The sequence below is a fragment of the Pseudomonas sp. PSPC3-2 genome (assembly GCF_049897085.1).
In the GTDB taxonomy this organism is placed as follows: domain Bacteria; phylum Pseudomonadota; class Gammaproteobacteria; order Pseudomonadales; family Pseudomonadaceae; genus Aquipseudomonas; species Aquipseudomonas paraveronii.
On the sequence record NZ_JAFCVO010000022.1, the window covers coordinates 1 to 20,891 of the forward strand.

Here is a 20,891-nt window from a genome sequence, read left to right on the forward strand (position 1 = left end):
GCGGGTCACTTTTGGAAAAGAGCCCCAAAAGTAACCAAAAGGGCTCTTGCCCCACCACTCGGCACCTCGCCTAGGCTCGGTGTGCCCGAACGCAGGCTTGAATCCGTGGGCCGCCGTCATGGGCCATCCCTGGCCCAGGACGGCTAACCCGGCGTCCTTCCGGGTTGCCCACGGATTCAAGCCTGCGTTCGGCCAGCGTGGTTTTACGGGGCGCCTAAGATCAAAATCAAAAGCAGAGCAACAGCAGCGTTTCGTTGTCTTGTTTACTTTAGAACCGCGCTACGCCAAAGCTGTTCGGCTGCAACGCTCGCATGTCGGCTTCATGGCAAATATCCAGCAGGAACCCCAACAACGTGCGGGTATCCCGTGGGTCGATGAGGCCGTCATCCCATAGGTTCGCGCTGCCGTACAGCGCGGTGGATTGGCTGTCGAGTTTCTGTGCGGTGACTTGTTCCAGCATGTCCAGCATCTTGGGGTCGGGCACCAGGCCGTCTTTCAGTTGTTTGGCTTCGGTGACGATGCGCAGCACCTTGCCGGCCTGGGCGCCGCCCATCACGGCGGTGCGGCTGTTGGGCCAGGCGAAGATGAAGCGCGGGTCGAGGCCGCGGCCGCACATGGCGTAGTTGCCGGCGCCGTAGGAGCCGCCGACCACCACGGTGAGTTTAGGCACGCGGGCATTGGCCACCGCCTGGATCATCTTCGCGCCGTGCTTGATCACGCCTTGCTGTTCCGCCTCGGTGCCGACCATAAAGCCGGTGGTGTTGTGCAGGAACAGCAACGGCGTGCGGCTCTGGTCGCACAGTTGGATGAATTGCGCGGCCTTGCTGGCGCCCTTGGGCGTGATTGGGCCGTTATTGCCGATCACGCCGAGCGCCCGGCCCTGGATGTGCAGGTGGCCGCAGACGGTATGCGCGTCGAACTCGCCCTTGAACTCGAGGAAGTTCGAACCGTCTGCCAGGCGCGCGAGGATTTCGCGGACGTCGTAGGGCTTTTTCGGGTCGTCGGGGATCAGCCCGAGCAGTTCGTCGATGGGGTACAGCGGCTCGGCATACGTGCGTTTCGGGATGAGCGGCAGGCGCTCGTTCCACGGCAGCAGGCTGACGATCTCGCGCACGATGCGCACTCCGTCGGCATCGTTTTCCGCCAGGTATTCGGCGGTGCCGGCGGTTTGCGCGTGCATCTCGGCGCCGCCCAGTGCTTCATCGGTGGCGACTTCGCCGGTCGCGGCCTTGAGCAGCGGCGGGCCGGCCAGGAACAGCTTGGCTTTGCCGCGCACCACCACCACGTAATCCGACAGCCCCGGCTGATACGCGCCGCCCGCCGTGGCCGAACCGTGGACCACGGTGATCTGCGGCAAGCCCATGGCCGACATGCGCGCCTGGTTGGCAAAGCTGCGCGCGCCTTCGACGAAAATCTCCGCCGCGTAGTTGAGGTTGGCGCCGCCGCTTTCGGCGAGGGTCACCACCGGCAGGTGGTTTTCCATGGCGATCTGTTGCAGGCGCAAGGATTTCTTCAGGCCCGTGGGGGAGATCGTGCCGCCCTTGATCGCGCTGTTATTCGCCACCACCAGCACGCGCACGCCACTGACGTAACCGATGCCGGCGATCAACCCGCCGCCGGCGGCGCTGCCGTCCTTGTCGTCATGCAGTTTGTAGCCGGCCAGGCTGGCCAGTTCCAGGAACGGCGCGCCAGGGTCCAGCAGCAGGTTGAGGCGCTCGCGCGGCAGCAATTGCCCGCGTTTGTCGAACTTGGGCTTGGCTTGCTGCGCCTTGCTCAACAGGTTCTGTTCCAACAGGCGCAGGTGCTGCAGGCTCGCCAGCATCGCGTCGCGGTTGCGGGCGAAGTCCGGGCTATGGGCGTCGATCAGTGTTTCGATCATCGGCATGGTTTATGGCTCTCCCTTGAGGACATCCGGCAGGTACGCGCGGTGGAAGCCGTTGAACGCTGCGCTCGGCGTGTGCGCCTTGGGCAGCGGCCAGGCGCGATTGCCCAGGCTGGCGGCACCGTCGATGCGCAGGGTGCTGCCGCTGACGAAGGCGGCGGCGGGGCTGAGCAGAAACACGATGGCCGCACTGACTTCCGATTCGGTGCCGATGCGCTTGAGTGGCACGTGCTCGCGCAGGGTCGGGATCACCGCCTTGAACGCGCCCTCGTAGGTGTCCATGCCGCTGGACGCGATCCAGCCCGGCGCCACCGCGTTGACCCGCACCCCGGCGTACCCCCATTCGAAGGCAGCGGTCTTGGTGAAGTTGTCCATGCCCGACCGCGCCGCGCCCGAGTGGCCCATGCCGGGCATGCCACCCCACATGTCGGCGAGCATGTTGACGATGGCGCCGCCGTGCTTGCTCATCGACTGGTTGAATACTTCCCGCGCCATCAGGAAGCCGCCGACCAGGTTGGTGCGCAACACGGTTTCGAAGCCTTTCTGGTTGATCGAGGCGAGTGGCGACGGGTATTGGCCGCCAGCGTTGTTGACCAGGCCGTGGACCGGGCCATGGTCGTGGATAATCTGCGCGACCAGCGCCTTCACCGCCGCTTCATCGCGGATATCGCAGGCCTGCCAATGGGCACTGCCGCCGTCTTCGGTGATTTCTTGCGCGACCTTCTGCAGCTTTTGCGGCGTGCGCCCCACCAGGATCACGTGGGCGCCGAGGGCCGCCAGTTCATGCGCGGTGCAGCGGCCAATCCCGCTGCCGCCGCCGGTGACGATCACGGTTTGGCCCTGGAACAGGTCGGCTTTGAAGATCGAGTCGAAGGCCACGGCAACGCTCCTTTAGGTGAGTTGATCGGCGATGTGTTGCGGCACGGCGATAGGGATCTCCAGCAACTGCTGGGCGAAGGCCTTGCCTTGCGGGTCGATGCGCAGGCTGGCGATGCCGCCACCGCCCAGGGCGTTTTCCAGCAGCAAGTTGAGGCTGTGGCTACCGGGCAGGTACCAGCGCTCGACGCGACCGTGGATCGGATCGAGCACGTGGCGCATCCAGTCGACGACCACTTCAGGGGTCAGGGCTTCGGCGATCCACGGCAGGTATGCCGGGTCGCGGGCAATCACCCCGATATTGCTGTGGTTGCCCTTGTCGCCGGAGCGGGCCACCGCGAGTTTCACCAGCGGCACGCTGGCGTCGGCGCGGCCTTGGGGTTTGGGCGGGTCGATGGCGGCAGCCAGCGTGCCCAGTGGCTGGGTGGCCGGGAGGGCGCAAGGGTGACGCTCACCCTGGAAATCAATCGCCAGCTCACAAGACGATTTATCGATCAGAAACGAAAACAGCCGAATTAGCGGGTACACCGTCGGCCGCCCGCCGACGATACCGGTCAGCCCCGGCGCCATGCCGGTCGCGGCCTGGGCGATTTCGCGGGCGAACAGCAGCAGCGCCTGCTTGCTCGGGTGGCGCACCGCCAGCTTCACCACCACCTCGCGGCAGTCCTGGCGTTGGGCATGGGCACCGTAGGTGGCTTCGCTGCCGAGCTGTTCGATATTCACTTCGGTATAGGGCGCCCAGCCGTGTAGGCTGAACAGTTCCGAGGTCTTGTTGATAATCGCCTGGCTGACCCGCTCGGCCTTGGCCACCGCATCGATCCCGGCAATCAGGCAACTGGCAGTGCAGCGAAAGCCATCCGGGTAGGTGGCACTGACCTTGTAGTGGTCGGTCGGCGGCAAACCCTTGGCACCGTGCAGACGCACACTGTGTTTGCCTTGCTGCTGCAATTTGACCTGGCTGAAATCGCAGATCACATCGGGCAGCAAGTAGGCACGCGGGTCGCCGATTTCGTAGAGCAGTTGTTCGGCCACGCTCAGCTCGCTGATCAACCCGCCGCTGCCCGCGACTTTATTCACGCTGAACTGGCCGTCGGCGCTGACGTCGACGATGGGAAACCCGATGTGCTCGTAGTCCGGTACGTCGCGCCAATCGGTGAAGTTGCCGCCGGTACACTGCGCGCCGCATTCGATGATATGCCCGGCCAGGGCCGCCTGGGCGAGGCGGTCGTAGTCCTGCCACGACCAGTTGAATTCATGCACCAACGCGGCGCTGACCACCGCGCTGTCGACCACGCGCCCGGTGATGACGATATCTGCGCCCAGCTCAAGGGCGCGGACAATGCCCGGCGCGCCGAGGTAGGCATTGGCGGATACGCACAGCGGCGGCAGCGGCGCGCCGTTGAACATGTCGACGCTGCTGCGCAGGTGTTTGAGTTGGGGTTGCAGGTCATCGCCCAGCAGCACGGCGATTTTCAGCGGCAGTTGCGCAGCATCGCAGGCCGCTTGCAGGGCAGCGGCGCAGGCCTGGGGGTGGATGCCCCCCGCGTTGCTGATCACGCGGATGCCTTGGCGTTGGATCTCGGCCAGCAGCGGTGTCAGCACATCGACAAAGTCTGTGGCGTAGCCGGCCTGAGGATCTTTCATCCGCGCGCCAGCGAGGATCGACATCGTGACTTCCGCCAGATAGTCGAATACCAGGTAATCCAGCTTGCCGCCGTGTACCAACTGGGCGGCGGCGGTGCAGGTGTCGCCCCAGAAGGCGCTGGCGCAGCCGATACGAACCGTCTTGCTCATGAGAAATCCTTCCTCGAATGGCTGCTGACGAGACTACCAAGCAAGCGCTTGGTTTGTAAACTCCGGACACAGTTTTCGGCCAAGCGCTTGCTTGGCTGGCAGGCACGGCCTAAATTGCCGCCCAAGACGTCAGTAGAAGTAGAGGAGAGCAGCATGGATGAGCAAAAAGCCCTGCGGGTGATGCGCACCATGGTCGACGGCGGCCAATTGACCGACCCCGAGAGTGCCCGGGGCAAGTTGCTGCAAACCGCGGCTCACCTGTTTCGCAACAAGGGCTTCGAACGCACCACCGTGCGCGACTTGGCCGGCGCCGTAGGTATCCAGTCCGGCAGCATCTTTCATCACTTCAAGAGCAAGGACGAGATCCTGCGTGCGGTCATGGAAGAAACCATCCACTACAACACCGCGCTGATGCGCGCTTCGCTGGAAGAAGCGAACACCGTGCGCGAACGGGTGCTGGCGCTGATTCGCTGCGAATTGCAGTCGATCATGGGCGGCAGCGGCGAAGCCATGGCGGTGCTGGTGTACGAGTGGCGTTCGCTGTCGGCCGAAGGCCAGGCCCAGGTGCTCGCCTTGCGTGATGTGTATGAGACGATCTGGCTGCAGGTGCTGGGCGAGGCCAAGGTCGCCGGCTACATCAAGGGGGACGTGTTTATCACCCGGCGCTTCCTCACCGGCGCCTTGTCCTGGACCACCACTTGGTTCCGCGCCGAGGGCAGTCTGACTCTTGAACAGTTAGCCGAAGAGGCGTTGTTGATGGTTTTGAAGGCTGATTGAGGTGCAAGCTGTTAATTCGGCGGTGGAAAGTTGTCTCGCCAGACAAAAACGCCTAGCTTACTGCCATCAGCATGTTAAACGGTGTGTGCCTTAATGTTTTCGCCATTGCGATTGGCTGTAGGACTTACTTTATGGGCACTGGGCACGGCGGCGTGGATGCCGGCTTCGGCTGCGCAATTGGTGAGGATCGGCGCTGCGCATTTTCCGCCCTACACCGTGCGCCCCGAGCAAGGCGCCGACACCGGATTGCTGCCGCAGTTGGTCGTAGCCCTGAACGCCTCGCAAACCGACTATCAGTTCGTGCTGGTGCCGACCTCGATCCCGCGGCGCTTTCGCGATTTTGAGCAGGGCCGGGTCGACGTGGCGATTTTCGAAAACCCTGACTGGGGCTGGCAGAAAATTCCCCACACCACGGTCGACATGGGCCTGGAAGATGCCGAAATCTTCGTCGCCCAGCGTGAGCCCGGTCGCGACCAGAACTATTTCGCCAGCCTTGGCGGCAAGCGCCTGGCGGTATTCAGCGGTTATCACTACGCCTTCGCCAACTTCAATCCCGACCCCAAGTTCATGGCCGAGCACTTCAACGCGACGTTGACCTACTCCCATGACAGCAACCTGTTGATGGTCGCTCGCGGCCGCGCCGATATCGCCCTGGTGACCCGCTCGTACCTGAGTGATTTTCTGGCGCGCAACGCCGATATGGCTGCACAGTTCCTGATCTCGCAGCGCGTCGACCAGGTGTACCACCATTACGCCTTGCTACGGCCCAATGCACCGATCAGCGGGCCAGCGTTTGCCGAACTGATCAAACGTTTGCGCGACGACGGCGAGCTGCTGAAAATATTCGAGCCCTACCGCATCGATGTGACGGCCGTGCCCTGAGGTTGCAGGCGATCAACATGGGCGAGGGCGCGCTTCAGACCCGCCGCGCAAACGTATCGCTGTGACTGCCCGACACCTTGCGGCAATGCACCAGCGCATCGCGAATCATGAAGTTGACCAGGGTCGGTGAAACGCCGAGTTCCTTGGCGATGTCCTTTTGCGGCACGCCGTGCAGGCGGTACATCTCGAACGCATAGCGGGTGCGCTGGGGCAGCTCCGTCAGGGCGTCGGCGATGTTATCCAGGGTGTTGAAATTGATGTGCGAGGCTTCCGGTGAAGCGCCGTGAATAACCACATTCAAGCCTTCCTCTTCGGTCCCCGAATATCTGAGCTCCAGAGCCTGCTTGCGATAGTGATCGATCGCCAGGTTGCGCACGATCTGAAACAGATAACTCAATTGGGCCTTGAACGATGAGGTGATCGTCGGCGCCGCTTGCAGCCGGAAGTAGGCGTCCTGCACGACGTCTTCGGCCCGGGAGCGGCATCCGGTAATGCGTGCCGCGATCTTCACCAGAATCAGCCGATTATCGACGAATGCCTGGAGAAGCGGTGAGTCGCACCTGCCTGTGGATACTTGTTCCGTCATGGAAATCACCTTGTCGCAAAGAGGTTGGGGGAGGGCGTCCTTGCTGAGGCCTCCTACACATCGGGCAACAAATTATGATGAATGATAATTATTGTCAAATGAGAAGACGAACTAATCATATATTGACGCGAAAGGTGTGACCGACGTCTCGCTCGTCCTCTGCGACTAATTATTTGCCAGTGCCGTGCGTTCTTCTGGGTGACAGGTCCGTTAGTAAAACGGCCAAGGATCAGCACCTGCAGGAGGGCGAGATGGGTTTCTATCGTGCGTACAGCGCGTTTCAGGTTGGGGTTGCCGAGCGATGAGCGCGCCCACTCGACTGCGCCTGTTCTGCCTGCCTTATTCGGGGGCCAGCGCCATGGTGTACGTGCGTTGGCGCCGCGTTCTGCCGGACTGGTTGCAGGTGTGCCCACTGGAGTTGCCGGGGCGCGGCATGCGCATGGATGAGCCCTTGCAGCGTGACATCGGCGCCTTGGCTGCGCAGTTGGCGGATGAAATCAGCCGTGACCTGGACGGCCCCTACGCGCTGTTCGGCCACAGCCTTGGCGGCCTCCTGGCGTTCGAGCTGGCGCATGCGCTGAAAGCGCGCAACGTGCCCGCGCCGCTGGCACTGTTTGCCTCCGGCACTGCCGGCCCGGCGCGGCGCGATGTCAGCGAATACGCCCTCGAAAAGACCGATGAGCAACTGATCGCCCGCCTGCGCGAACTGCAAGGCACCGCCGAAGAGGCCCTGGCCAACCGCGAATTGATGCAACTGATGCTGCCGATCCTGCGCGCCGATTTCCTCCTGTGCGGCAGCTTCACCTACGGCCGACGCGAGCCGCTGGGCATGCCGATCCATGTGTTCGGCGGCAAACAGGACAGCGTGCGCGCCGACCAGTTACTCGATTGGCAGGCAGACGCCGCCAGCGGCTTTTCCCTGGACCTGTTCGACGGCCACCACTTCTTCCTCGTGCAGCACGAAAGCGCGGTGCTGCGCTGCATGCGGCGCTACGCCGAGGAACACCTGGCGCGCTGGCGCAATGGCGCGGCGCGGCAACTGGCCGCTGGCTGAACGCTTCCCGATTTCCCGTAAGCCGAATTTCCCGCAAGCCGATTTCAGGCAGGAACCCCCATGATCGATGCCTTCGAACTTCCCCGCACCCTGGCCCAGTCCCTTCAACGTCGCGCCGCGCAGACCCCGGACCAGATCGCTCTGCGTTTCCTGGCCGAGTCCGCCGAACACAGCGAGGTACTCAGCTACCGCGACCTCGACCTGCGCGCCCGTACCGTCGCCGCCGCCCTGCAGGCCAACGCCGACCTGGGCGACCGTGCGGTGCTGTTGTTCCCCAGCGGGGCGGACTATGTGGCGGCGTTCTTCGGTTGCCTGTACGCCGGGGTGATCGCGGTGCCGGCCTACCCGCCGGAGTCCAGTCGGCGTCATCACCAGGCGCGCTTGCTGTCGATCATTACCGACGCCGAACCGCGCCTGTTGCTGACCATCGCCAGCCTCGGCGATGGCTTGGCGCAGATCGAAAACGCGCCGCCGGTGTTGACGGTCGATACCCTCGACAGCGCGCTTGCCGAGCGCTGGGTTGCCGCAGATGTGCAGCCCGACGACATCGCTTTCCTGCAATACACCTCGGGCTCCACCGCCTTGCCCAAGGGCGTGCAGGTCAGCCACGGCAATCTGGTCGCCAACGAAGTGCTGATCCGGCGCGGTTTCGGCATCGACCTGAACCCGGATGACGTGATCGTCAGTTGGCTGCCGCTGTACCACGACATGGGCCTGATCGGCGGCCTGCTGCAACCGATCTTCAGCGGCGTGCCCTGCGTGTTGATGGCGCCGGCGTACTTCCTCGGCCGGCCGCTGCGCTGGCTGGAAGCGATCAGCGAATACGGCGGCACCATCAGCGGCGGCCCGGATTTCGCCTACCGTTTGTGCAGCGAACGGGTCAGCGAGGCGGCCCTGGCACGCCTGGATTTGAGGCGCTGGCGCGTGGCCTATTCCGGCTCCGAGCCAATCCGCCTCGACACCCTGGAACGCTTCGCCGAGCAGTTCGCCCCGTGCGGTTTCACCCCGAACAGTTTCTTCGCCTCCTACGGCCTGGCCGAAGCGACCCTGTTTGTCGCCGGCGGCAGACGTGGCCACGGCATCCCGGCCCTGCGCCTGGATGCGCAGGCACTGGCCGCCAACCGCGCCGAGCCGGGGCAGGGCGCGGCGATCATGAGTTGCGGCACGTCTCAGCCGGACCATGCGGTGCTGATTGCCGACCCACACACGTTGTCCGAACTGCCTGACAACCACGTCGGCGAACTCTGGGCCAGCGGCCCGAGCATCGCCCACGGCTACTGGCGCAACCCCGAAGCCAGCGCCAAGACCTTCGTCCAGCACGCCGGCCGCACCTGGCTGCGCAGCGGCGACCTGGGTTTTATCTGCGAGGGCGAGGTGTACATCACCGGGCGCTTGAAAGACCTGCTGATCGTGCGCGGCCACAACCTCTACCCGCAGGACATCGAGCAGACCCTCGAGCGCGACGTGGAGGGGGTGCGCAAAGGCCGGGTCGCGGCGTTTGCGGTGAATGACCAGGGCCTGGAAGGCATCGGTATCGCCGCTGAGATCAGCCGCAGCGTGCAGAAAATCCTCGCGCCAGACGTGCTGATCAAAGCGCTCCGCCAAGCCGTGGCCGACGCCTATCAACAGGCGCCGTGCGTGGTGGTGTTGCTCAACCCCGGCGCACTGCCGAAGACCTCCAGCGGCAAGCTGCAGCGCTCGGCGTGCGCGTTGCGTCACGCCGAGGGCAGCCTCGACAGCTATGCGCAGTTCCCCGGTCTGCAAGCGCCGGCGAGTGATGTCGCGCTGGAGTCTGCCTTGCAAACCCAGATCGCGGCGATCTGGTGCGAGCAGTTGCAGGTGCCGGTGGTGGCGGCGGACGACCACTTCTTCCTGCTCGGCGGCAACTCCATTACCGCGACCCAGGTGGTTGCGCGCCTGCGCGAAAGCCTGGGCCTGGAACTGAACCTGCGCCTGTTGTTCGAAGCGCCGACCTTGGCGAACTTCGCCGCCAACGTGGCACAGTTGCAACAGGCGGGTGGCGTCGCCCAAGGTGCGATCCAGCGCTTGTCGCGCCAGGCCGAGTTGCCGCAATCCCTCGCGCAAAACCGTCTGTGGATCACCTGGCAACTCGACCCACGGAGCAGCGCGTACACCATCCCCGGTGCTCTGCGCTTGCGCGGTGAGCTGGATGAAGACGCGGTGCGCGCCAGCTTCGAGCAGCTGATCCAGCGCCACGAAGCCCTGCGCACGCGCTTCTACGAACGGGATGGGCAAGCCTTCCAGCGGGTGCTGGCCAGCAGCGAATTCAACCTGCGTGTCATCGACCTCAGCGACCTGCCCGCCGCCGAACGCGAAGCCCGTGCGCAACAGATCCGCGAGGACCAGGCGCGCAGCGCGTTCGACCTGGAAAACGGCCCGCTGCTGTGGGTGAGCCTGGTGCGTCTGGACGACGAAGATCATCAGTTGTTGGTGACGCTGCATCACATCATCGCCGACGGTTGGTCGCTGAACATTCTCATCGATGAGTTCTCGCGCCTGTACGCTGCGGCGTCTCAGGGCCAGCCCCTGCTGCAACTGCCGCCACTGGCGGTGCAATACGCCGACTACGGCAACTGGCAGCGCCAGTGGTTGGCCGAGGGCGAAGGCCAGCGGCAACTGGCGTACTGGAAGGCTCAGTTGGGGGATGAACACCCGGCGTTGAGCATGGCCACCGATCACCCGCGTGCGGCGCAGCAACGCCACACTGCTTCGCGCCACAGCGTGCGCCTGGGCGCCAGCCTCAGCGCGGCGATTCGCCAGACCGCCCAGGCTAATGAATCGACGCCGTTCATGCTGTTGCTCGCGGCGTTCCAGACCTTGCTCTATCGCTACAGCGGCCAGCGCGACATCCGCATCGGCGTGCCCAACGCCAACCGCCCGCGCCAGGAAACCCAGGGCCTGATCGGTTTCTTTATCAACACCCTGGTGCTGCGCGCCGAACTGGATGGGCGTCTGCCGTTCAATCAGTTGTTGGCGGCTACTCGCCAGGCAGCATTGGGCGCCCAGGCCCATCAAGATTTGCCCTTCGAACAACTGCTCGAAGCATTCCCCCGCGCCCGCGAACAGGGCCTGTTCCAAGTGATGTTGAACCATCAGCAACGCGACCTCAGCGCCTTGCATCGCCTGCCGGGCCTGCTCGCCGAGGAGCTGCCTTGGCACAGCCGCGAAGCCAAGTTCGACCTGCAACTGCACAGCGAAGAAGACCGCAACGGGCGCCTGAGTCTGTCGTTCGACTACGCCGATGAATTGTTCGAAACCACCACTATCCAACGTCTGGCCGAGCACTTCATCCACCTGCTGCACGCCGTGTGCGAGCAACCGCAGCTCGCCCTCGGCGACCTCACGCTGATGCACCACGACGAGCAGCGGCCCTGGAGCGAAGCGCCTTGCGCGGCGGCCCAGCAATGGTTACCCGAACGGCTCAACAGGCAAACTTCGGACAGCACTGCGCTGGTCTGGCAGGGCGGCAGCCTGAGCTTCGCCCAACTGCACACGCAGGCCAACCGCCTGGCCCATTACCTGCGCGACAAAGGCGTCGGCCCTGACGTGTGCGTGGCCATCGCCGCCGAGCGTTCGCCGCAGTTGCTGATCGGCCTGCTGGCGATCATCAAGGCCGGTGGCGCCTACGTGCCGCTGGACCCGGATTACCCTGCCGAGCGCCTGGCCTACATGCTCAAGGACAGCGGCGTACACCTGCTGCTGACCCAGACCGCGTTGCTGGAGCAATTACCCACGGCCGAAGGTGTCTGCGTCATCGCCATGGACAGCCTGCACCTCGACAGTTGGCCGACCCAGCCGCCGGGGCTGTATCTGGAAGGCGACCACCTTGCCTATGTGATCTACACCTCCGGCTCCACCGGCCAACCCAAGGGCGTGGCTAACACCCATGCGGCCCTGGCCGAGCGCTTGCAGTGGATGCAGGCTACCTACGCGCTGAATGAAACCGACGTGCTGCTGCAAAAAGCGCCGATCAGTTTTGACGTGTCGGTGTGGGAATGCTTCTGGCCGCTGATCACCGGCTGCCGCCTGGTGCTGGCGGGGCCGGGCGAGCAGCGCGATCCGCAGCGCATTGCCCAATTGGTGCAGGCACATGGCGTGACCACGCTGCACTTTGTGCCGCCGCTGTTGCAGTTGTTTATCGACGAGCCGTTGGCGGCCGAATGCACCAGCCTGCGCCGTCTGTTCTGCGGCGGCGAAGCCTTGTCTGCAGAGTTGCGCAATCGCGTGCTTGCGCGGTTGCCGGCGGTGCAATTGCACAACCGTTATGGTCCGACCGAAACCGCGATCAACGTCACCCACTGGCATTGCCAGGCCGAGGATGGCGAGCGCTCGCCGATTGGCCGGCCGCTGGGCAATGTGATCTGCCGCGTGCTCGACGAGCAGCTCAACCCGTTGCCGGCCGGTGTGCCGGGCGAACTGTGCATCGGCGGCATCGGCCTGGCACGCGGTTATCTCGGCCGTCCCGGGCTCACCGCCGAACGCTTTGTCGCCGACCCGCTGGGCGCGCCGGGCACGCGCCTGTATCGCAGCGGTGACCGCGCACGCTGGAGCGTAGACGGCGTGCTCGACTACCTCGGGCGTCTCGATCAGCAGGTCAAGTTGCGCGGCTTTCGCGTGGAACCGCAAGAAATCGAAGCGCGCCTGCTGGCCCTCGACGGTATCGCCCAGGCCGTGGTGCTGGTACGTGATGATCAACTGATCGGCTACTACACCGCGACTGCGGCGTTGGACGCACAGGCCGTCAAAGCCGCCCTGGCCGCCGAGTTGCCGGAGTACATGGTGCCCGCGCACCTGATGCGCCTGGCCGCCATGCCCCTGAGCCCGAGCGGCAAGCTGGACCGTCGTGCTCTGCCGGAACCGGTGTGGCAAACCCGCGAACACGTTGAACCGCAAACCCCGTTGCAGCAGCAGATTGCGGCGATCTGGCGCGAAGTGCTGGGCCTGCCACGGATCGGCCTGTGCGATGACTTCTTCGCCCTCGGCGGCCATTCATTGCTGGCCACGCAAATCATCTCGCGCACCCGCCAGGCGTGTGACGTCGAGCTGCCGTTGCGCACCCTGTTCGAAGCCAGCGAGCTGGGCGCGTTTGCCGAGCGAGTCGGGCTGATCCAGGCCGCAGGCCAACGTAATCAACAGACGGCAATCACCAAGGTCGACCGCAGCCGGCCGGTGCCGCTGTCCTATTCCCAGCAGCGCATGTGGTTCCTCTGGCAGTTGGAACCGCACAGCCCGGCGTACAACGTCGGTGGCATGGCGCGTTTGCGCGGGGTGCTCGACGTGGGGCGTTTCGAGGCGGCGTTGCAGGCCTTGATCCTGCGTCACGAAACCCTGCGCACCACCTTCCCGAGCGTCGATGGCGTGGCCCATCAACAGGTGTCGGCGCAGACCGGCCTGCGCATGGGCTGGCAGGATTTCTCGGCGCTGAACCCCATCGAGCGCGAGCAACGCTTGCAGCAGTTGGCCGATGTCGAGGCGCACACGCCGTTCAACCTGGAAACCGGGCCGCTGTTGCGCGTGTGCCTGGTCAAGGCCGGCGCGCAGGAACATTACCTGGTGCTGACCTTGCACCATATCGTCACCGAAGGCTGGGCGATGGACATCTTTGCCCGTGAACTCAGCGTGCTGTACGAGGCGTTTATCGACGAGTGCGACTCGCCGCTGGCGCCGCTGCCGGTGCAGTACCTCGACTACAGCGTGTGGCAGCGCCAGTGGCTGGAGTCCGGCGAGCGCCAGCGCCAGCTCGATTATTGGATCGCGCAGTTGGGCCATGAGCACCCGCTGCTGGAACTGCCCGGCGACCGCCCGCGTCCGCCGGTGCAAAGCCACCGGGGCGAGCTGTACCGTTTTGACTTGAGCGACGAACTGGCGGCACGTGTTCGGGCTTTCAATGCCGAGCGCGGTCTCACCCTGTTCATGACCATGACCGCTACCCTGGCGGTGGTGCTCTACCGCTACAGCGGCCAGACCGACTTGCGCATCGGCGCCCCGGTGGCCAACCGGATTCGCCCGGAAAGCGAAGGGTTGATCGGTGCCTTCCTCAACACCCAGGTGCTGCGGTGCCAGCTCAATGGGCAGATGAACGTCGCTGAGTTGTTCGAGCATGTGCGCCACACCGTGATCGAGGGTCAGTCCCATCAGGACCTGCCGTTCGACCATCTGGTGGACGCGCTGCAACCGCCGCGCAGCGCGGCGTACAACCCGCTGTTCCAAGTGATGTGCAACGTGCAGCGCTGGGAATTCCAGCAACGCCGCCAACTGGCCGGCATGACCGTCGAGTACCTGGCCAACGATGCGCGTGCGACCAAGTTTGACCTCAACCTGGAAGTCACCGACCTCGACCATCGCCTGGGATGCTGCCTGACCTACAGCACCGATTTGTTCGACGAGCCGCGCATTGCGCGCATGGCCGAGCATTGGCGCAACCTGCTCGAAGCGCTGATCGCCGATCCGCAGCAGCGCCTCAGCGAATTGCCGATGCTCAGTGCCGACGAGCAGCACGCGTTGCAGCGCAGCCTGGGGACCGACGCGGCTGAGCAGCGCCTCGACCAGTGCCTTCACTCACTGTTCAGCCAGCAGGCGCTGGCCCGTGCCGACGCGCCGGCGCTGACGTTTGCCGGCGAGACCCTCAGCTACCGTGAACTGAACGCCCGCGCCAACCGCCTGGCCTGGATGCTGCGCGAGCGTGGCGTCGGCCCGCAGGTGCTTGTCGGCCTGGCGTTGCCGCGCTCCCTGGAAATGGTCATCGGCCTGCTGGCGATTCTCAAGGCCGGCGGCGCCTATGTGCCGTTGGACCCGGAGTACCCGCTGGACCGCCTGCATTACATGATCGAAGACAGCGGCATCGGCCTGCTGCTCAGTGATGCGGCGATGTTCGCCGCCCTCGGTGAACTGCCGGCGACGCTGGCGTGCTGGTGCCTGGAAGACGACCTGCCGGTGCTGGCGAACTACCCGGCCAGCGAGCTGCCGTTGCTCAGCCTGGCGCAACACCCGGCGTACCTGATCTACACCTCCGGTTCCACCGGTAAGCCGAAAGGCGTGGTGGTGTGCCACGGCGAAATCGCCATGCACTGCCAGGCGGTGATCGAGCGCTTCGGCATGCGCCCGGACGACTGCGAACTGCACTTTTACTCAATCAACTTCGACGCCGCCACCGAACGTTTGCTGGTGCCGTTGCTCAGCGGTGCGCAGGTGGTATTGCGCGCCCAGGGCCAGTGGGATGCCGAGGAAATCTGTGGGCTGATTCGCACCCATCGCATCAACATCCTCGGCTTCACCCCGAGCTACGGCAGCCAGTTGGCGCAATGGCTGGCGACCCAGCAGCAGACCTTGCCGGTGCGCATGTGCATCACCGGCGGCGAGGCGCTGACCGGCGAACACTTGCAGCGCATCCGCGCCGCGTTCCAGCCGCAGGTGTTTTTCAACGCCTACGGCCCGACTGAAACCGTGGTGATGCCGCTGGCCGGCCTCGCGCCGCAGCACCCGGAAGAGGGCGCCGGCAGCGTGCCAATCGGCAGCCTCATCGGCGCCCGCGTGGCCTACATTCTCGACGCCGACCTGGCCTTGGTGCCGCAAGGCGCGAGCGGCGAGTTGTACGTCGGCGGGGCAGGTCTGGCACAGGGTTATCACCAGCAGCCGGGGATGACGGCGGAGCGTTTTGTCGCGGACCCGTTCGCGGCCCATGGCGGCCGCCTGTACCGTACCGGCGACCTGGTGCGCCAACGTGCAGACGGGCAGGTGGAGTACCTGGGGCGGATCGACCATCAGGTGAAGATTCGCGGTTTCCGCATCGAACTCGGCGAGATCGAAACGCGCCTGCTCGAACATCCCGCCGTGCGTGAAGCGGTGGTGCTGGCGCTGGATTCGCCGAGCGGCAAACAGTTGGTGGCGTATCTGGTCAGCGACGCCGAGCACGGCCCGTTGCGCGATGCCTTGAAGACCCACCTCAAGGCGCAACTGCCGGAATACATGGTGCCCGCCCATGTGCTCGTGTTGGACAGCATGCCGCTGACCGCCAACGGCAAGCTCGACCGCCGCGCCTTACCCGCGCCCGATCCCGAGGCGAATCGCCAACACTACGTGGCGCCGCGCAACGCGCTGGAGCAGACGTTGGCGGCGATCTGGTGTGCGGTGTTGAACGTGCAGCAGGTCGGCCTCGACGATAACTTCTTTGAACTGGGCGGTGATTCGATCCTGTCGATCCAGGTGGTCAGCCGTGCGCGCCAGGCCGGGATTCACTTCAGCCCCCGCGATGTGTTCCAGCACCAGACCGTCCAGAGCCTGGCTGCCGTCGCCACGCGCGCCGAGCAGGTCACTGCCGAGCAAGGTGTGCTGACCGGCCGTTCAGGGCTAACGCCGATCCAGCAGTGGTTTTTCGACAGCGAGATCCCGGCGCGTCAGCACTGGAACCAGGCCTTGGTGCTCAAACCGCTGCTACTGCTCGATCCCCATCGCCTGGAGCAAGCCCTGCTGGCGGTGCTGGAACACCATGACGCGCTGCGCCTGAGTTTCACCCGACGCGACGCGCAATGGCACGCCGAGCACCTGGCCGTGCCGCAGGGCGGCGTGCTGATGCAGGCGCACGTGCGCGATTTGCAGCAGTGCTCGGCGTTGTTCAGCGACACCCAACGCAGCCTCGACCTGGCGCACGGCCCACTGTTGCGCGCATTGCTGGTGGACGGCCCGCACGGCCAGCAGCGCCTGCTGATCGTGATCCATCACTTGGTGGTGGATGGTGTGTCGTGGCGTGTGTTGCTCGAGGACCTGCAAAACGTCTATCGCCAATTGAGCGATGGCCACTCTGTCAGCCTGCCGGCCAAGACCAGTGCCTTGCGCGATTGGGCGGCCCGTTTGCAGGCTTATGCCGGCAGCGAATCCCTGCGCGAAGAGTTGACGCTGTGGCAGGACCAGTTGGCCGGCGCGGTGCCGGCCTTGCCGGTAGCGCGCCCGCACGGTGGGTTGCGCCATCGCGATGCCGAGACGCTCAGCGTGCGCCTGGATGCCGAACACACCCGGCAGTTGCTGCAACAGGCCCCCAGCGCTTACCGCACCCAGGTCAACGACCTGCTGCTGACCGCCCTGGCCCGCGTGCTGTGCCGCTGCAGCGGTCACGCTTCGGCGCTGATCCAGTTGGAAGGCCACGGCCGCGAAACCCTGTTCGATGAGATCGACCTGACCCGTAGCGTCGGCTGGTTCACCAGCGCCTATCCGGTGCGCCTGACGCCGCTGGCGGAGCAGGGCGCATCGATAAAAGCCATCAAGGAGCAATTGCGCGGCGTGCCGCACAAGGGCCTGGGCTATGGCGTGCTGCGCTACCTGGCGGACGACCTGTGCCAGCAGACCCTGGCCGCACTGCCGAGTGCCGACGTCAGCTTCAACTACCTCGGCCAGTTCGACCAGAGCTTTGGCGCCGATGCACTGTTCCACCCGCTGGACGAATCCGCCGGCCTCGCCCATGACCCGGATGCGCCGCTGCCCAGCGAACTGAGTGTCGACAGCCAGGTGTACGGCGGCGAACTGGTGCTGCGCTGGACCTTCAGCCGCGCACGTCACGATCACCAGACGATTGGCGACTTGGCCGCCGCCTACCTGGCCGAACTGCACAGCCTGATCGACCATTGTCTCGAGGCCGATGCCGGCGGCCTGACGCCCTCCGACTTCCCCCTGGCGCGCCTGACCCAGACGCAGTTGGACGCCTTGCCGGTGCCCGCCAGCGCCATCGAAGACGTGTACCCGCTGACCCCGATGCAGGAAGGCCTGCTCCTGCATACCCTGCTTGAACCGGGCACCGGCCTCTACTACATGCAGGACCGCTACCGCATCAACAGTGCCCTGGACCCCGAGCGTTTCGCCCAGGCCTGGCAAGCGGTGATCGCCCGTCACGAAGCCTTGCGCGCCTCGTTCTGCTGGAACGTCGGCGAGGACATGCTGCAAGTGATCCACAAACCCGGCAGTACGCCGATCGAGTACCTGGACTGGAGCGCCGTTGCAGAGGCCGAACAGGAACCGCGTCTGCAAGCCCTGCTCAAGGCCGAACGCGAAGCCGGTTTCGATCTGCTCAACCAGGCGCCGTTCCACCTGCGCCTGATTTGCGTCGGTGAAGCGCGCTACTGGTTCATGATGAGCAACCACCACATCCTGATCGATGCCTGGTGCCGTTCGTTGTTGATGAATGACTTCTTCGACCTCTACACGGCCCTCGGCGCAGGCCGCGATGCGCAACTGGCCACGCCGCCGCGTTATCGCGACTACATTGCCTGGCTGCAACGCCAAAACCTGAGTCAGGCGCGCCAGTGGTGGCAGCACAACCTGCTGGGCTTCGAGCGCACCACGCCGATCCCCAACGACCGGCCGTTCCTGCGTGAACACGCCGGTGGCAGCGGCGGCATGGTGGTGGGCGATTGCTACACCCGCCTCGATGCCCGCGAGGGTGTGCAACTGCGCGAACTGGCCCAGGCCCATCAACTGACCGTCAACACCTTCGCCCAGGCCGCCTGGGCCCTGGTGCTGCGGCGCTTGAGCGGCGAGCGTGACGTGCTGTTCGGCGTCACCGTGGCCGGGCGTCCGGTGGACATGCCGGACATGCAACGTACCGTCGGCTTGTTCATCAACAGCATCGCGCTGCGCGTGAAGCTGCCCGAGGATGGCCAGCGTTGCAGCGTGCGCCAATGGTTGAGTGGCCTGCTCGACAGCAATATGCAACTGCGCGAGTACGAATACTTGCCGCTGGTGACGATCCAGGAACTCAGCGAACTGCCCAAGGGCCAGCCGCTGTTCGACAGCCTGTTCGTGTTCGAAAACGCTCCGGTGGAAGTCTCGGTGCTCGACCGTGCGCAAAGCCTGAATGCCACGTCGGACTCCGGTCGCACCCACACGAACTTCCCGCTGACGGCGGTGTGCTATCCGGGCGATGAGCTCGGTTTGCACCTGTCCTATGACCAGCGCTATTTCGATGAAAGCACCGTGCAAGGCATGCTGGGCGAGTTCAAACGCCTGCTGCTGGCGCTGGTGCAGGGTTTTCATGGCGACATGGCCGACCTGCCGCTGATAAGCGCGCAGGAGCGTGAATTGCTGGTACACGGCTGCAACCAGAGTGCGCACGCCTATCCACTGGAGCGCAGCTATATCGAGCTGTTCGAAACACAGGTGGCGCAGCATCCGGAGCGCATCGCCGCCACCTACCTCGACCAACACTGGACTTACGCCGAGTTGAACCGGCGCAGTAACGGCCTCGGCCATGCGTTGATCGCGGCGGGTGTCGGCCTGGATCAGCCGGTGGCATTGCTGGCGGAGCGTAATCTCGATGTGCTCGGCATGATCATCGGTAGCTTCAAAGCCGGGGCCGGTTACCTGCCGCTCGACCCGGGGCTGCCGAGTCAGCGTCTGAGGCGGATCATCGAGCTGAGCCGCACCCCGTTGTTGGTGTGTACCGAGGCGTGTCGCGAGCAGGCCATCGAGTTGCTGCAAGGTGTCGAATGCCAGTTGCTGGTGTGGGAGGACGTGCCTGGCAGTGGGGCAAACCCCGGGATCTACAGTGGCCCGGACAACCTTGCGTATGTGATCTATACCTCGGGCTCCACCGGCCTGCCCAAAGGCGTGATGGTCGAACAGCGCGGCATGCTCAACAACCAGTTGAGCAAGGTGCCGTACCTGGACCTGAGCCCGGTGGACGTGATTGCGCAAACCGCCTCGCAAAGTTTCGATATCTCCGTGTGGCAGTTCCTCGCCGCGCCGCTGTTCGGCGCGCGGGTGGATATTGTGCCGAACGCAGTCGCCCACGATCCGCAAGGCTTGCTGGCGCATGTGCAGGCCCAGGGCATCACCGTATTGGAAAGCGTGCCGTCGCTGATCCAGGGCATGCTGGCCGAGGAACGCATCGGCCTGGACGGCCTGCGCTGGATGTTGCCGACGGGTGAAGCGCTGCCGCCGGAACTCGCGCAGCAGTGGTTGCTGCGCTACCCCGAGATCGGCTTGGTTAACGCTTATGGTCCGGCGGAATGTTCGGATGACGTGGCGTTCTTCCGTGTCGACCTGGCCTCGACCCGTGGCACTTACCTACCGATTGGTACGCCGACCGACAACAACCGCTTGTACGTGCTGGACGCTGCGCTGGCGTTGGTGCCGCAGGGCGTGGTGGGCGAGTTGTGCGTGGCCGGCACCGGCGTTGGTCGCGGTTACGTCAGCGACCCGCTGCGCACCGCCCAGGTGTTCGTGCCCAACCCGTTTGGCGCTGCGGGCGAGCGTCTGTACCGCAGCGGCGACCTCGCACGGCGGCGCAGCGATGGCGTGCTGGAGTACGTCGGGCGTATCGACCATCAGGTGAAAATCCGCGGCTACCGCATCGAACTGGGTGAAATCGAAGCGCGCCTGCATGAACAAGCGGAAGTGCGCGACGCGGCGGTTGGCGTGCAAGACGGCGTCAACGGCAAACACCTGGTCGGTTACCTGGTAGCTGACGACGCCAGTCTCAACCCCAGCGAGCGCCTCGATCGCATCAAACAACGCCTGCGCGCCGAACTGCCGGAATACATGGTGCCGCTGCACTGGCTCTGGCTCGAGCGCCTGCCGCTCAATGCCAACGGCAAACTCGACCGTAACGCCTTGCCGGCCCTGGAGATCGGCCAGTTGCACGACCAGGCCTACCTGGCGCCGCGCAATGCACTGGAAGGTACGTTGGCCGCGATCTGGGCCGAGGTGCTCAACGTCGACCGGGTGGGGGTGCAGGACAACTTCTTCGAACTGGGCGGGCACTCGTTGCTGGCCACGCAGATCGCCTCGCGCGTGCAGAAAACCTTGCAAAGGGATGTGCCGTTGCGGGCGATGTTCGAATGCAGCACGGTGGCGCAGTTGGCCGAGTACATCGATGGGCTGGCGGCGACTGCGATCAGTGCCGAGAAGGTGGATCGGTTGAGTGATTTGATGGCGGAGTTGGAAGGCTTGTAGTTTTCGTTGCCTGGACTGACGCTATCGGGGGCAAGCCCCCTCCCACATTTGAACGCATGAACCCGGTCGAGTGTGGGAGG

8 protein-coding genes are annotated in these 20,891 nt (G+C 64.7%); 4 read left to right on the top strand and 4 right to left on the bottom strand.

From position 1 onward, the window contains the following. Positions 1–268: 268 nt before the first annotated feature. The 3 genes from atuC to ACP7CJ_RS25865 are packed head-to-tail and all read right to left on the bottom strand — an operon-like array spanning position 269 to position 4,552. Positions 269–1,885: a geranyl-CoA carboxylase subunit beta gene (gene atuC, locus ACP7CJ_RS25855; protein ID WP_426100031.1), complete on the bottom strand. Its 1,617-nt coding sequence runs from the start codon at positions 1,883–1,885 to the stop codon at positions 269–271. 3 nt (positions 1,886–1,888) lie between these two features. Then, positions 1,889–2,761 (bottom strand): SDR family oxidoreductase, encoded by an 873-nt coding sequence (locus ACP7CJ_RS25860; protein ID WP_426100030.1) that lies wholly within the window; start codon positions 2,759–2,761, stop codon positions 1,889–1,891. 12 nt (positions 2,762–2,773) lie between these two features. Further along, entirely contained in the window at positions 2,774–4,552 is a 1,779-nt protein-coding gene (locus tag ACP7CJ_RS25865; protein WP_426100029.1) for an acyclic terpene utilization AtuA family protein, read from the bottom strand. A 153-nt stretch (positions 4,553–4,705) separates the two neighbouring features. Between ACP7CJ_RS25865 and ACP7CJ_RS25870 the strand changes: the two genes are divergently transcribed. Continuing rightward, positions 4,706–5,329, top strand: a complete 624-nt coding sequence (locus tag ACP7CJ_RS25870; protein ID WP_276194179.1) for a TetR/AcrR family transcriptional regulator — start codon at positions 4,706–4,708, stop codon at positions 5,327–5,329. Between the two features lie 93 nt (positions 5,330–5,422). Continuing rightward, complete coding sequence (locus ACP7CJ_RS25875; RefSeq protein WP_276194178.1) at positions 5,423–6,211, top strand: substrate-binding periplasmic protein; 789 nt, start codon at positions 5,423–5,425, stop codon at positions 6,209–6,211. A gap of 34 nt (positions 6,212–6,245) precedes the next feature. Here the strand turns inward: ACP7CJ_RS25875 and ACP7CJ_RS25880 are convergent, their stop codons facing one another. Further along, positions 6,246–6,797, bottom strand: a complete 552-nt coding sequence (locus ACP7CJ_RS25880) for an RNA polymerase factor sigma-70 (protein WP_426100028.1) — start codon at positions 6,795–6,797, stop codon at positions 6,246–6,248. 301 nt (positions 6,798–7,098) lie between these two features. Here ACP7CJ_RS25880 and ACP7CJ_RS25885 point away from each other — a divergent pair, with 301 nt between their 5' ends. After that, on the top strand, positions 7,099–7,851 hold the full coding sequence (locus ACP7CJ_RS25885; protein WP_276194176.1) for a thioesterase II family protein: 753 nt from the start codon (positions 7,099–7,101) through the stop codon (positions 7,849–7,851). Between the two features lie 60 nt (positions 7,852–7,911). Further along, positions 7,912–20,811 carry a non-ribosomal peptide synthetase gene (locus ACP7CJ_RS25890; RefSeq protein WP_426100027.1) on the top strand — a complete coding sequence of 4,300 codons (12,900 nt, stop codon included), beginning with the start codon at positions 7,912–7,914 and terminating at the stop codon, positions 20,809–20,811. The last annotated feature ends 80 nt before the right edge of the window (positions 20,812–20,891 follow it).